We start from the raw sequence: 14452 nt of genomic DNA, 5'->3' as shown, positions 1-14452 counted from the left end.
TCAATAATCGATCGCTCGAATCATCAAGGGGACACCGACGCGTGTTGCCTGATGAACTTCACCACCTGGTCGGGCTTGGGGTGATCGAAGTGATGGCCATTCGACTTTTCCGTCCCGACCGGCACGGATATGATTTCCATCTCGTGTCCCAACTTGGCCAGGCGGCTTTTCAAGAGATACGTGTTCTCTGGCGGAGGCACGACCCGATCGTTTTCGGAAACGATGTGTAAAAGCGGAATCTTGGCGGCAGCAATGACTTCCGCATGATCAATCGGGTTCTTGCGGAATTCTAATGCTTCTGCTTCCGTAAACCCGTAAGCATCCAGGCACTGTTTCCACGCCGCCTCCGAACCGAGTCCCTTGCCGCGACCGCCCGGCCAACTTTTGAAGTCGCACACGGGCGTATCACAGTAGATGCAGGCGACTTGACTCGGGTTCTTGGCGGCCCAGTTGTAGACGAACAACCCGCCGCGACTCACACCTTCCAACGCCGGCTTGGCTGCGAGTTTTCGTTGAGTGGTCAGGTACTCGTAAAACGCATCGCCAATTTGCATCGCCTGCGGGCTGCCGAACATCCCGCCCACATCAATGTAGGCGATATGAAAGCCCTGCTTCACCAGTTTAACATCCATCTCAGCGTGATAACCCGGGAATCGAGCCCGCCAAACCCAAGGATGACCGGGAGCCGCTTTGGCCGGGGCAACGATATACGCGTTTCGATCCGCGACCCGAAAATGGTACTGATCGAAGCCATTCCACTTCGTCTGGCGATCGAACCAGTTCTGCTCCTCCGCGATTCCCACTCGCTGTCCGAAAGTGAAAATCTGTAGCAAACAGAAGATGATGATGCTCGCTACGCGTACCCAATTCCGGCTCGACATGCTTTTAATTCCGATTGATAGTCCAAAAAAATCGCGGCGGTCACTTGTCCGATTTGGTTCCCATTTGCCAGAAAAGCAGTGAGAAAACCGACGCCGGAACCGCCCACACGGTGATTTGGCTAGTCTGGCGAGGATAGAACGATTCCTCAAGCGGTACGGATTCGTCTGTTCCTCATAAACGTGGGCAAGTTAAGTCGAGTTCACCAATCATTCTGGCGATAACTAATGTACGGGTTGGTCGGATTGTAGTAATTTGGCCAACAATCGGCTGCTCCACGGCGGAGGATGACGTGATGAAAGCCACAAAATGGTTGTTCGCAGGAATCGTTGGTGTTTGCGCAATGGGGGTTCCCGCTGCCGGCCAGGCACAGGAATTTTCACTGCTCTGGGATCGAGCACCAGCGGCAGACAATCTGTTCGTCGAACTGGATGCCCTATTTTTAGCTCGTGACGAAACCGACGGGACGGTCGTTGCGGCTCTTAATAGTCGCGGACAAGTCGGTCGGCCAGACATCCTCGTCTCCGAGGAAGTCCACTTCGATCTGGAAAGCGGCTTCCGAATTGCAGCGGGAGCGGCCCTGACCGAACGACAATCTGTCGAAGCGGTTTACTTCGGCATCAACGATTGGACCGGCGATCGGGAAAGCATCACACGCCCCGCGAATTCCGGCTTGCGAATCACGGCGGCATCGCTCGCGATTCAAAACTTTGCGACACAAGTTTCTGCCAGCGGCGAATCGGAGTTGCACAACGGTGAATTAAACCTGCGGCATCGTCTTCGAGATTGTTCCTGTGCGTTACAAACCACGTTGATCACGGGTTTCCGGTTCATCCACTTTGGCGATCAGTTCGACGTCTTTGCACTTGCTCCGGAACCGGGACCGGCTCCCGCTACCGAACGCACGACGGTCGAGACCGACAACTACAACATTGGTTTGCAACTCGGGGGCGTTCTGGATTGGCATGTGAAGAACTTCACGCTTTCAGCGTCTGTCAAAGGGTTGATGTTCGCGAACGCCTACGATTCTGTCGCTACCAACACGCTGAACGACCCGAACGGTTTTTTCCGTCCCGGTCAGACGAGCCGTGTCACTCAGAACGATGATGGTGATGTCGAATTCGGCGTGGGTGCCGATTTGGGAATTCAAGGTTCCTACTGGGTCACAGAGCAACTTTCGGTGCGAGCCGGTTACCATTTGATCGTGTTGGGAAGTCAAGCGATGGCATCGCAACAACTCCCAGGGATTGCAGTCGCCCCGGCACTTGGAGCGAACACCCCAAACCGACTCAGCGAAACCACCGACGCTCTATTCCACGGCCCTTCCTTCGGGATTGTCTACGCTTGGTAACGGAGTCCGGCGTCTGAATGACGTCAACAAGTGATTCCGAGATGCAATGCTCTGACTCATCATGAGTTGTGAAGTCTTTGCATTCTCGCCATGATGCTAAGTGAACACCGAAACAATCGGCTGTCCAAGCCGTGGGCTTTCAGGAGCACTTGCACATGACACCGCGGGAAAACCGCACGGGAACGCAATTCACTTCTGACCCATCTTCACCGGTTTGGAAGACAGACATTCTGGCTTCGGTGGTGGTGTTTTTGGTCGCGTTGCCATTGTGCATGGGGATCGCGATTGCATCAGGCGTTCCTGTCGCCGCCGGTCTCGTGACGGGCATCGTGGGCGGCATTGTCGTCGGGACACTCTCTGGGGCACCGTTGCAAGTCAGCGGGCCCGCCGCCGGACTGACGGTCATCATCTTTGATCTCGTCCGCCAACACGGATTAGAAAACCTCGGGATTGTCGTGCTGCTTGCTGGCGGATTGCAGTTGCTCGCTGGCGTTCTTCGACTTGGTCAATGGTTCCGGGCGGTTGCACCAGCAGTCATCAAGGGGATGCTGGCGGGCATCGGCGTGTTGATTTTCGCTAGCCAATTCCACGTGATGGTCGATGACTCGCCCCAAGGCAGCGGACTAAAGAACCTCTTGACCATTCCACGGGCGATTGCCAAAGGTCTCCCCTGGCCAACACTGCACCCTCGTGAAGAACGGGTATTCCGCACGCAACATTTGAAAGAACTGGGGGTCCTGCACGCGGAGCAAATCGCGTTACGGGAAGAGGTGGGTGAAGTCGTCCCGGAGTTGGCCTTCACTCAGGTCGAAGACGGGCAAATCGATCCTGCTCAACTCAGGATCACGGCGGCAGGATTCCAACAGTTGATCCCGCGGCAAGAAAACATCAACAAGGAGTTGGACCGTCTCTCGCAAGAACTTGAGGAATGGGAGGTCACGCACGGCGAAAGCCAGGAGGCGAAGCGAGTTCACGAAGCGGTCCTTGTAGCTCGCAAGGCGAATGACACCGCACTGGCGGATTTACGCAAAAATCGCGTTTTGAATGTCCGCAATTCGCAGGAAGTTGCCGCCAGGAGTATTCTGCGACTCGAACAAAGTGTGACCAATCACGCATGGGCCGCCAAGTTGGGAATCTTGACGATCCTCATCATTTTGGCTTGGAATGCAATAGCGAAACTGAAACTTGTACCAGCCCCGTTACTTGCCATCAGCATTGCAACCGCGTTGGCCGCATCATTGCAGTTGCCGGTGCTCTACGTCGAAGTGCCGGACCAATTGCTGGAATCACTGCATATGCCGTCAGTAACTTTCCTGAAGAACGCCGACATTCCGGCGATCCTCGCGGCTGCCGGTGTGATTGCCTTGGTGGCAAGTGCGGAAACCTTGTTGTGTGCGGTGGCTGTCGACCAGATGGCGGTCGGCGTTCGTACCGATTTCAACAAAGAGCTGCGAGCACAAGGCGTGGGTAACATGGTTTGCGGGATGCTTGGCGCGTTGCCGATGACCGGCGTGATCGTGCGAAGTGCCGCCAATGTTCAAGCCGGCGCTCGGACACGATGGTCCGCCGTGCTGCATGGAGTTTGGTTGCTGGTGTTTATTGTTGGACTAACCTTCGTCCTGCGTTTGATTCCCACCGCCGCCCTCGCCGCGATGCTGGTTCACGTCGGTTATAAACTCGTTAATCCCGCTGGCGTGAAGAAACTGGCCCAATATGGGAAAGGCGAAGTTGTCGTCTATTTCGCCACCGTTACTACGATTGTGTGCTTTGATCTCTTGAGCGGTGTCATCGTGGGGATCCTGATTTCCGCATTGAAGCTCCTTAAGAATTTGTCGTACTTGGAAGCCAACGTGACAATGCAATCCGACGGCTCCGCAATCCTCAATCTTCACGGAGCCGCCACATTCTTACGCCTGCCTATTCTCGCGGCGGAATTGGAGAAAGTGCCCGATGGTACGGATCTGCATGTGCAATTTGATCAGCTGACGTTCATCGATCATGCGTGCCTCGAGTTGCTGCAAAACTGGTCGAAGCAGCACCAAACCACGGGAGGCTTGCTCGTCGTGGAGTGGGAACAACTTCGAGCCCGCTATACCAGCCCCTTGTATAAGTAACACCCAACCCGAAGCCGGTAATTCCATCGAGCATCGTGATGAAGAAGTTCTCGATTCCAAATGGAATCGTAAGGAGATGCGGCAGTTGAGTAAGTCAATTCAGTTGCGGATCGGCCCGGTGATTGAACGGGCCGAGAAACTCGCCGAACGAGTCCGCCAAGAGCTTCCCACACACGCGGGGCTGGCGACCGTCGCCGAAGGGGTGCGAGATTCCGCGCGGGAAGCCGAGGGTGTCGCCCGACAACTCCGCAAACCATGGGGGTTTCATCGGCTGCCAGTGATTTTTCTGGCGCTGAGTTTGATCGTGTTTAGCTTATGGTTGTACTTCCGCTTCTTTCATGTTTCCACCCTGCGAATTGCGTTACCGGTCCGTGATGCCGTCGCGTTGCACGATCGAGTCGCCGGAGGCGGTCGGGTCAAGTTCGAACAATTGGATGTCCTCGGTTCGCGGGAAAGCGTTGAGAAACTGCAATCGGGCGACGCCGACGTTGCATTCGTACAAGGCGGGATCCAAATTCCCAACGAGTTGCCTCGTCTCAGTATCCCAAACACCGAAACCCTGTTGTTCTTTCTGCGAGACGGAATCGAGAACACACAAGATGTGCGGACGATTCTGACATCATTCCCGGATCAAGGTAGTCACTCGGTCGCTCGTGATGTTGTCGCGCTTTGGGGATCTACCGATCGTGTGAAATACGTCCACGAATGGCGTGAAATGACAGCTGACCCAGAGTACAAAATCGCAGATGAAATTGACGCAGCATTGATTGTCAAAGATCTAACCAGTGATCAGACACTTGCAGGAATTCAACACATCCGTCAAGCGGGATTTCGTTTGGCGTCGACAGGTCTTGGGGCGCGTTATGCACGGTTGAAGTACCTCTCGCCTCGTGTCATTCCACAGGGCTATCTGCTCGCAAACCCGCCCACGCCCAGTAAACCTATCGAGTGTTATACGGTAGCCGCGTTTTTGGTGGCCCGGGCGGACCTGACACCACGCCTCTTCGCCGAAGCGGCTAAACTACTAGATACCAACCCTAATACACTCACCGATCTCGGATTCGAACCAACCGTTCGCGAGTCGATTGGTATGTTTGAAGGTATTGAAGCTTTTTTAAGTATCCTAGTTTATATCGGACTCGCATTCCTAGCCTTGATGGGCCTCGAAGTGACGACATATCGACGGCGTTTCAACGAACTCAACACGCTTATTAGCTTAATCAGCATGCATCAAAGCAACAAAGACGTGTTAGGTGTCGAAGATGCGAAACGTCGTCGCGAGTTCTTATTGTATCTTGGTCTGTGCAGTGACTTGCTGGGGTTGATCAGTGTGATTACGGGCTACTATTCGCAGGAAAATCCTTCACTCCTATACAACAAGCTGTTAGAGATCATCCACCATCGTAGTAGTGGTTTGAAACTCAATATCCAACTTAAGATCCTGCACGCAGGGCTATCGACCGAATCACTAGGGCATCAGAAAGCTGGCGATTGAAGCGGTTTGTCAAGTAGACCGTTCATTTCCGTAACGCATTGCAAGGCGCGTTCGAGTGTGTTCTGCAATCGCGTGGCATCATTGCCGTAACCGAGTCGTCTTGAGAGGAAGATAAATTCCTCGCTGTCGGTGGACGGAACAGTCAAGTCTTTCGCGTTCCCACGGACGACTCGTAAGGCATCGATGAGTCGTCTTAGGAAAATATAGGCTTCCCGAAGTTCTTCATAGTCGATTGATGACAAATAACCGAGTTCGTGCAATGATTCCAGGGCCTGAAGGGTGTTCGGCGTACGAAGTGAAGGATGCGATTTGCTATAAGTCATTTGCAGACCTTGCACGAGGTATTCGCAGTCGACTAATCCTCCCGGGCTAAGTTTCGCATGCACGGTGTCGGCTTTGACAAGTTGCATGACCTGTCGCTCACGCATGGCTCGCATTGCAGCGCGATCGAAAGCGTTTCCATTGTAGATCATGTCGTCACGTAATTTTTCAAGTTCCGCTCCAAAATCAGCATCACCGGCGACTGGGCGGAACCGAACTAACGACTGGCGTTCATAGGGCCAGGCATCTCCCTCTGGACCGAAGTAGGAGGCGAATACTTTTTTAGGAACAGCCAGTTGTCCGGCTCGTCCGTAGGGGCGCAATCGTAAGTCGACCTGAAAACTAGCCTCTTCCCGAGCCGTGATCGCCTTACGGAACGACTTTGCAAGTTCGACATAATAGTCGGATGCCGAAATCTTAGCACCGCTTCGATCTGTACGGCCTTCATCTTCATAGAGAAACATTAGCTCGATGTCGGACGCATAACCGAGTTCACGTCCGCCAAATTTTCCAAGAGCCGCGATACACATCCGTGATTCTTCACCATTCGACAAGCGTGGTGTGCCGTATCGCTCGCGGAGCTCACGATCACAGATCTGGTAGGCGTGCTGCACGATAATCTGTGCAAGTTCAGAGAGTTCTTCGGAGAACTCGCCAAACTCCGCAATATGTCCGAGAATATGACGCATATCGATGCGGAACATTTCTCGGTCTTTGAATTCGTTGAGCACTTTCCGCTTTGTCTGGGGATCGGAGGTTCGTTCCAGTAGACTTTCGAGTTCTGCCCCGAGTTCTTCCGATCGCTTACGTTGCGCAAGCGCTTCGACATCACGGATGATCGGAAATAAGTTTTCGTGCTGAACACGAAGGAAATCTTCCCAAAGAAAATCACTGGCTCCCATCACTTTCGCGAAGGCATTCAGGACACTCGGTTGATGCAATGATGCTAGTTCTTCGAGCCAATTGTCTCGTCGTCGAGCTTCGTCTAGGAATTCTCGAAAGTGAACCAATGCCGCTTCCGGGTTCGGTGAGCGGGGCAACATATGCGTAAAGTGTTTGATCAATACGACTGTCGTTCGCAACTCTTGAAGTCGAACCGGATCGATAATCTTCGCGTGGTCTGTGTCTGTGACATAGATGGTGTCGAAAACTTGGTTGCCGACCGAACTAATGGTGACTCGAGACATATCGATACCGGCAGTCGTGAGGGCATTCGATAGTTCGTAGAGAAAGCCGACAGTATCTTCGCCGCGAATATGTAGTACGGTGTGCAAGTCGGAACTCTCGACATCAATGTCGATTTGCACAGGAAGCAAAGCGCTCACAGGTTCGGACGTCGACTTGACTGCACTAGCAACACGTTTTGCCAAATGCCCTTGAGCTTTGCTGCTTCCTCCGTCGCGGACTTCTTGCATCATCGTGGCGAGTTCGTTGCGATAGCGTGTCCATAGATCGACAGGTGTCTTTTCTGGTGGACGTACTCGGAACACGTTGACGAACTTTCGATGCAATGTCTCACCAGTATGACGCGCCTCCCAACCGCGTTCGCCGTCGAGCATTTTCCGGTCTGGCATTTGGGTTTCGGTGAAGACATTGCCACATTCAATATCAAAACCGTAGACAAACATGAGACCGCAAATTAGCGATAGATCGCCTGGCAAGTCAAAACCGACAATTGTGACGAGCCATCGCGAGGGCGTTTCTTCGACGGAGTCGACTTCGACGACATTGTCGCTTGAAAGTCGCCGCATGAGGACGGCATGTCTAGCAATTGCCGCTTCGCTAAAGGTGTCTGTATACGACCGATCCATGTGTGCCAGATGGTCGGGCAGCCGTTCAGAATCGGCTAGCGATTCGGCAGGGGGCTCGTCGACTTGTTCGAGGTACTTTTCGAAGATTCGCCGAATGGACGCGCATTGCTGTTCATAGTGATGCAAAAATTCTTGGCTGTTCGGATAGTCTAACCGCCTTGCCAACCACGCCCGTCCGCGTTCGTCAGACGGAAGGGAGTGCGTCTGTTTATAGTGCAGCAATTGCAAGGCATGTTCGACGGTTCGCAGAAACGTATAGCCGGTCGATAACAGACGATACTCATTGGCCTGGATTAAACCAGCGTCGGCAAGACGAGCAATTCCGTCTAATGTGTTAAAACTGAGTATCTGCGGATACTCCGCTCCATGTGCGAGTTGCAGGAACTGCGTCGTGAATTCCACGTCTCGGATCGACCCGGCACCGCTTTTGACTTCGCCCCACTCACGACCTTGTTTTTTGAGGTCGTCCTCGATGCGTGCCTTCATCTCTCGAACTTGCGAGCGGACCGATTCGATTGGCGTCGAAAGAATCAACGAGCGGGTCTGTTTCACAAACTCAACGCCCAATTGCAAGTTTCCGGCGATCGGTCGAGCTTTGATGAGCGCCTGTTTTTCCCATTGTCGGCCGTCACGTTTGAGATATTGCCAATAGGCATCGAGCGAATTCACTAACGCTCCCGAACGCCCCCACGGTCTCAACCGCATATCAACGCGATAGAGAAACCCTTCGCCCGTGGTCTCCGACAGGGCTTGAATGAGTTTTTGCCCCATCTGCCAGTATTTCGTGGCATCATCGCGAGACAGAAACACAAGGTCGATATCGGAACTATAATTGAGTTCCTCACCGCCTAGCTTTCCGAACGCTAAAACGACGAAGTCGTCAAGAGCCGTTCCGGTTTGCTCCGCGAACAACGATAGACAGCATTGCACAATGGCATCGGCAAGTAGAGAAAGTTGGATCGTCGCGGACTTCAAATCGAATAGACCGAACGAATCACACGCCCCAATGCGAAGGAGTTCCCAGTGTTGAAACCGTCGCAGTCCGTCAATTTTCTCCTTCACCGTCGGCAATGAGTCAATTTGCTCGCAGGCTTCTTCGAGAAATTGGTCCCGACTTTTCATGTCGGCTAATCGACGATGTTGTGTGAGTTGCTGCAAGTACTCGGGGTTGCGAAGTAGAATTTCGGTGAGGAACTGACTTCCCACAAACAACTTGACCAGGATTTCAACGGCTCGTGGATTCGAAGCCAGGCACTCGAGAATGTCGACACGGTCCGTTACGTTTTGGACAAAACGCTCGAAGTTGACGAGTGAACCGTCCGGCATCACGGCGTCCGACAATGCAAACAACAACGCCGGCAACGAGGTCGCCAATGCATCGCGACTCTTTGGACTGGTGGGCAAACCACGAATCCGTTTAAGGGCCTGTTCTGGGTCTGAAAACCCGACTTCGCGAAGCAAATCCAAAGCTTCCGCATCGTCGAGCGACCCCGGTGTGAGCAACAATTTGGCTTTCGTGAACATCCTGTGGCCGTTTTCAAGCTGGTCGGAAGAATCGCGCTGGTTTCGCCATTGTTATCAGCGGAGGTTCTGAATCCGCGTGATACACTGAGGGTTACACGAAAACGTGGTCCAAGGAAACCCATCGCCGTCAAGTTGGTGCTTGGCTGGATGTTTTCGGCGCAAGAGACCGTTTGCATCAGCCAGCATAACGGTTCGAATCGTATCGGCATCCAGCTCACAAAGCTGGCAATACGCATAAGAGATTGATTGCCGAGTCGTCGCCGAACTTGAAGATCCGATCAGCAACTGAGCTGCCGAGTGTCATTAAATGCGATAAATCTCGAAGCCGGATATCAATAGGTGACAACCGGCAGGAGTTTATGTGATTTGCGAGTCGTTTGTTGCGGGTTCTTCTTCGAGTTCCACAGATGATTCTGCTTCGGAATTCTCTTCGCTTGCCGATGTTTCGTCGGATTCGTCTGTGGCTTCTTCCGGTTCAGGCGGTTCGGGTTGCTTCCGGCGTAAGCGTTCGGCCATCGGTAAATCGTCTAGCGAACGCAAACCAAAGACTTCGAGAAATTGACGAGTCGTATCGTACAAATACGGACGCCCGAGCGTGTCCTCTTCGCCACATATACGGACCAAACCACGTTCCATGAGTTGCTTGATCATCTCGGCCGATTGCACGCCACGCACGGCTTCCACGTCGGCCCGTGTGACAGGTTGCCGGTACGCGATGATCGTGAGCGTTTCCATCGCAGGCGGAGACAACTTCAGCTCAGATTGCCGTTCGTGTACGCGTCGCAACCAATTGCTGTAAGCAGGTCGCGTGAGAAGTTGAAACCCGCTGGCGACACGTTCGATACGAAACGCCGAGCCGGAAGCGTCGTAATACTCGTTGAGTTCATCCAGCAATCGTTTGGCTTCCGCAGTGTCGGCGAGCGTGGCGACCTGGGCGAGTCGTCGCACGGACAACGCCCCGTCAGCCACAAACAACGCCGCTTCCAACCGCCCGAGTTTCTCGGACCGCAAACCCTCGCCCGCGGCTGGGTCAATGCGATCCGCCCGGTGCCTGTCGGTTTTAGCATTCCGATAGTGTCCGGAAGTCTCGTCGGCTAAACAACTGCGAGTCCAGTCGCCAGGACGATGCCAAGGCGATGCATAATGACTGTGGTCAAACATATGGGACTGCAAATTCAGGAGACAATTGGGCGATTGGCAACTCGGCAAGCACAATGGCAATCATGAGACAGACACAAGGACTTGTCGTCGCCGAACGGTTATCGGTTGCTGTTTCGCCACTGTTCGACTTGTGTCAACACCCGTCCGATGGCTTCCAACGGTTCACGACCAGACGCCTCGAAGTTGCGAGTGATTCGTGGATTCACTGGCGATTCAGACACACAGCGGAAGTAGAACAGTCGATCATTCTCGGCCGGTTGCAATGAGAACTTGGTGATGTTCAACTCCTGCAGTCGCTCACGAGCAGCCAACCAAGATTCCGGCTTCTCCGGTTGAGTGTTCTCGGGAGTCGCCGGTTGCCGGGAAGTCGCAGCTGGCGGCGGTTCCCAACCCGCGTTATTAGTGGCCACGGGTTCGCGAGGCAACGATCGTTGCGGGTCGGGAATATCGACCCGCCGATCATTGGTTTCTGGCGGTCCGAAAAGTGTTCGACCGGGAGTTTGTCCTTGGTCGTTTGTTGCTAACCGGCGTGGTGGATTCGATGTTGTCGACGGCGGACCGAAAACGGAATCGTCGACAGCCGGGGAACCTGACGGCTTTGCGGTTTCCGTCGGATTGGGGTTCCTATCGAATGGGTTCGTCGATTCGTGGGACAGCGTTCGCGGGGGCGTGTCCAGGTCCGGAAAGTCTTGTGGGTAATCGGTCGATGGCTGTGAGGGTTCACGGTTGACCGGTGGTTGATGAGGAGTCACCGATTCCGAAGGTGTCGATTTGCCGAAAGCTGGGGAGTTCTCAAACGGGTTGTTCCAATTCGTTTCACTCGGCTGATGAGCCGGCGTGTTGACCATGAGAGAGGTCGGTTGCGACGCTTCTTCGACACGTTCACTGGGCGTGGTGTTTGTTTCGGGGGGCGTGTCGAGAGCCGGCAAACTTAGGGGGTGTGACATGCGGTTCGCATTGCTCGTCGATGACGAGAACGAAACCGGGGTGCCGGTTGGTTGTGTTTCGTCGAGCGGAGCGAACAAATCCTCCGGGGTTCGACGAGCCGACGCAGAATGACCGGCGCCAGGTTCAGGAAGTTCAGGCGCGAAATCCAACGCCTCTAAATCCACCGCACCGGCGGCGATATCCTGCGTGGGCATCGACACCCCAAACGCGGCTAGAAACGGTACGGCCAAAAGCGGCACGAACATTAGTAAAGTGGCTGTCAGACCGTTGGCTACAGAATTCATGAGCGGGGACCTCCTTGTCGGACCGCGATGGTTTCTTTTCGGACCAGTCTGTTCAAGTCACTTGATTGCATGGATTCCAGGGGAAAACGGGTTCTGCAATGTTATGACCACTGGTTCTCGGTTTCTCTCGGAGAGAAATCGAATTCGATTTTTCGGAACCGGTCAACGCGTCCCCCCTCTTCAGCCGACCGGATCGCCAGTAACTCAGGCAGTTTTCATGCCAGAACAGAAAAAAATGACATTTCGGCATCAAATGTGCCTTGGAGCGACCCCTGTGGCGGTCTTCGGAGCGGGAATGGAGAAAAATCCTGCTCGCCGCGACCCGGTTCTGGTAATCTTTACAACAGAATCGGCAGATATTGCACAACGCAGCCGCAAAAGGGAGTCAGCCGGTGAACACTTGGAAAAATTTGCGACGCTCTGCAATTGTCGGGCTTTTGATTCTGCTCGCCACTGCCGTGTGGTTTGGTTGGAGTCACGGCGTCGATCAACTCGATGCACAAGATTCCACTGTGCCGAAGCCCGCGATTGATCGTGGCTTGGTCCAAGTGGCTGCAACTCAAGATTCCGTTGAAACGCATTCGCTCACTGCCCCGCTTCGATTGGCCAAACGATCTCGGGCGGCAGTGGAAAACCTCGAAGAATACGCCTGCCGATTCGCTAACCGCGATGAAGTCAAAGGCCGAATCTATCAACATCAGGCGGCTGTCAAGTTTCGTGCTCAGCCGCACAGTGTCTACATGCGATTCGAGGGGGAACACGTTGGCCGAGAAGTGTTGTACGTCGAAGGACGACACGATGGCAAACTTCTCGCCCGAGAGAAACGCGGTTTGGCCGCCCTCGTCGGAACCGTGATGTTGAGACCGGAAAGTTCGCAGGCCCTGTCGGAAAGTCGCCAGCCGATCACCAAGTTCGGGATGGCTTACGTGCTGCAAGGGATCATCAAGCAATGGGAGACCGAAGCGCGATTTGCATCATCGGAAACCGTCTCGCAGTACTACCCGAGTGCAAAACTTCAGGACATGGATTGTCAGGTCATCGAAACCTATCACCCTGTCCGACGCCAAGAGTTCCCCTATTACCTGACGCGATTGTTCATCGATAAAGCCACGCAACTTCCGGTTCGTGTCGAGCAGTACGACTTCCCGTCGCGACCGGACGCCACGCCGCCGTTGGTCGAAGAATACACCTTTTGGGATATCGTTCCGAACCCCGGTTTCACCGAAGCCGACTTCGATAGCCGTAACAGCGAATACAGTTTTTGATCCGCATTGAAACAACACTTTAGCGAATCGCTAAACATGTAAGTGTTCCTTTACGGTCTTTGGTGTAGATCCGCTGATTTGCCAGCACGACGTGTGGCCATACATCACCCGAACCAAGTCGCTCCCGGCGAGCCAATTCCTTGTAGGAGTCGGCTCGCTTTGCTGTTTCCACCAGCAAAAGTTCCCCACGTCCGCCCCAGACGATGAGGCGATCGTCGCTTGTCAAAATGCAGGAACCGGCATCACCAAATCGACCACCGCTCCATTGAGATTTGCCGGTTTCGAAGTCTAAACAGTGGAGTTCCCGCCACGCCCAGTAGACGTGTCCATCGTGAATGATCGGGCTGCAAACCTTCGACGAAAACGGTGCCTCCCAAACTTTATTCGCACCGGCCAAAGTGATTTCTAGCTTGCAGATGGCTTCGTGATTGTACGCCGAAGTGATGAGCACAAAGTTCTTATGAACTGCAGGTGTTGCAATATTGTTGATAAAACTTGTGGTCCACTCGTACTGGGCAACCGTTTCGCCCGGCGATTTCTCATCAATTCGAATCACGTAAAAGTGGTAGCAACTCAATACTGCGATACAGGGAATGTTCTCGACGGTGATCGGCACTAAGCCGCCGGTATGCCCAGCCGGTCCATTGGCCTCTGAAGTCCACACGCGTTCGCCGGTCGCTTTGTGAAAGGCCATTACTAAACCGTCCGTAGCCCCCACTTCGACCAGCACCCAATTACCGTGAACGAGTGGAGCTGTCGTGTACCCATAGTCTCGCAAACCCGACCGACCGATCCTAGGACGCCGACCGATCTTGTATCGTTCGTACAAATTGAGACGCCAAACATTCTGGCCTTGGTTTTTCGTGTCCCAGCAAATCAAATCACCGTCACAACTGAGAGTGTAGAGAAATCCAGTTCCAGGGTCGTATTCTGGTGTGGACGTCGGTCCGGAGTACAACCCTTGATCGCCGGTCGCAAGACGACCAAAACGCGGGCATTGATAGCTTTTCGACCATCGCACTTTGCCGGTTGTCGTATCGAGACAGGACAGCACATCTTGTCCACGTTGCCAGCCGAGAACGAACACCTCGTCGTTAACAACCAACGGAGAACTTGCACCTTCCCCCACATTCGCGGACCAGACCGGTTCGTCAGCTAACCATTGACCATCACGAAATCCGGATGTTTCACCAACAATGTCGTTTCGATTAGGACCACGCCAATGCGTCCAATCGTCTGCCGAGCCATTCGAAGCGACAATCAGCGTGCCGGCGAGAAACAATAGTATCCACTTCATAA

General features: G+C 53.8%; 8 protein-coding genes and 1 pseudogene. 4 read left to right on the top strand and 5 right to left on the bottom strand.

Going from position 1 to position 14452, the window contains the following annotated elements; translation table 11 throughout:
- Positions 1-23: 23 nt before the first annotated feature.
- Positions 24-881, bottom strand: a complete 858-nt coding sequence (locus AC5DDB_RS22350; RefSeq protein ID WP_491741994.1) for an alpha/beta hydrolase family protein — start codon at positions 879-881, stop codon at positions 24-26.
- Positions 882-1174: 293 nt separating this feature from the next.
- Between AC5DDB_RS22350 and AC5DDB_RS22345 the strand changes: the two genes are divergently transcribed.
- The 3 genes and pseudogenes from AC5DDB_RS22345 to AC5DDB_RS22335 all read left to right on the top strand — a co-directional run bounded on the left by AC5DDB_RS22345 (position 1175) and on the right by AC5DDB_RS22335 (position 5839).
- Entirely contained in the window at positions 1175-2230 is a 1056-nt protein-coding gene (locus AC5DDB_RS22345) for a BBP7 family outer membrane beta-barrel protein (RefSeq protein ID WP_491741993.1), read from the top strand.
- Between the two features lie 155 nt (positions 2231-2385).
- Positions 2386-3966, top strand: a pseudogene (locus tag AC5DDB_RS22340) (SulP family inorganic anion transporter); the annotation flags it as partial.
- Positions 3967-4429: 463 nt separating this feature from the next.
- Positions 4430-5839 carry a TAXI family TRAP transporter solute-binding subunit gene (locus tag AC5DDB_RS22335; RefSeq protein WP_491741992.1) on the top strand — a complete coding sequence of 470 codons (1410 nt, stop codon included), beginning with the start codon at positions 4430-4432 and terminating at the stop codon, positions 5837-5839.
- Here the strand turns inward: AC5DDB_RS22335 and AC5DDB_RS22330 are convergent.
- From AC5DDB_RS22330 to AC5DDB_RS22320, 3 genes are all read right to left on the bottom strand, one after another.
- Entirely contained in the window at positions 5821-9495 is a 3675-nt protein-coding gene (locus AC5DDB_RS22330; RefSeq protein WP_491741991.1) for a [protein-PII] uridylyltransferase family protein, read from the bottom strand. The genes AC5DDB_RS22335 and AC5DDB_RS22330 overlap by 19 nt on opposite strands.
- Positions 9496-9852: 357 nt before the next feature.
- Positions 9853-10656, bottom strand: coding sequence for an SMC-Scp complex subunit ScpB (scpB, locus tag AC5DDB_RS22325; RefSeq protein WP_491741990.1), 804 nt, complete (start codon positions 10654-10656; stop codon positions 9853-9855).
- Between the two features lie 98 nt (positions 10657-10754).
- The gene (locus tag AC5DDB_RS22320) at positions 10755-11888 is read right to left on the bottom strand and encodes a hypothetical protein (protein WP_491741989.1); all 1134 of its coding nucleotides are present in this window, start codon (positions 11886-11888) and stop codon (positions 10755-10757) included.
- Between the two features lie 392 nt (positions 11889-12280).
- On the opposite strand from AC5DDB_RS22320, the gene AC5DDB_RS22315 reads away from it, so the two are divergent.
- On the top strand, positions 12281-13153 hold the full coding sequence (locus AC5DDB_RS22315) for a DUF1571 domain-containing protein (RefSeq protein WP_491741988.1): 873 nt from the start codon (positions 12281-12283) through the stop codon (positions 13151-13153).
- Between the two features lie 19 nt (positions 13154-13172).
- Here AC5DDB_RS22315 and AC5DDB_RS22310 read toward each other — a convergent pair whose 3' ends face one another.
- Complete coding sequence (locus tag AC5DDB_RS22310; RefSeq protein WP_491741987.1) at positions 13173-14450, bottom strand: outer membrane protein assembly factor BamB family protein; 1278 nt, start codon at positions 14448-14450, stop codon at positions 13173-13175.
- Positions 14451-14452: the final 2 nt, after the last annotated feature.

This window comes from Thalassoroseus sp. (assembly GCF_984380535.1).
The sequence above is the reverse complement of the archived record's forward strand: the minus strand, read 5'-3'. Positions and strand labels throughout refer to the sequence as shown.

What these genes read in the sequence shown, in the direction of transcription:
- AC5DDB_RS22350 (WP_491741994.1), bottom strand. Translation starts at nt 881, where the DNA reads ATGTCGAGCCGGAATTGGGTACGCGTAGCGAGCATCATCATCTTCTGT.
- AC5DDB_RS22345 (WP_491741993.1), top strand. Translation starts at nt 1,175, where the DNA reads ATGAAAGCCACAAAATGGTTGTTCGCAGGAATCGTTGGTGTTTGCGCA.
- AC5DDB_RS22330 (WP_491741991.1), bottom strand. Translation starts at nt 9,495, where the DNA reads ATGTTCACGAAAGCCAAATTGTTGCTCACACCGGGGTCGCTCGACGAT.
- scpB (WP_491741990.1), bottom strand. Translation starts at nt 10,656, where the DNA reads ATGTTTGACCACAGTCATTATGCATCGCCTTGGCATCGTCCTGGCGAC.
- AC5DDB_RS22320 (WP_491741989.1), bottom strand. Translation starts at nt 11,888, where the DNA reads ATGAATTCTGTAGCCAACGGTCTGACAGCCACTTTACTAATGTTCGTG.
- AC5DDB_RS22310 (WP_491741987.1), bottom strand. Translation starts at nt 14,450, where the DNA reads ATGAAGTGGATACTATTGTTTCTCGCCGGCACGCTGATTGTCGCTTCG.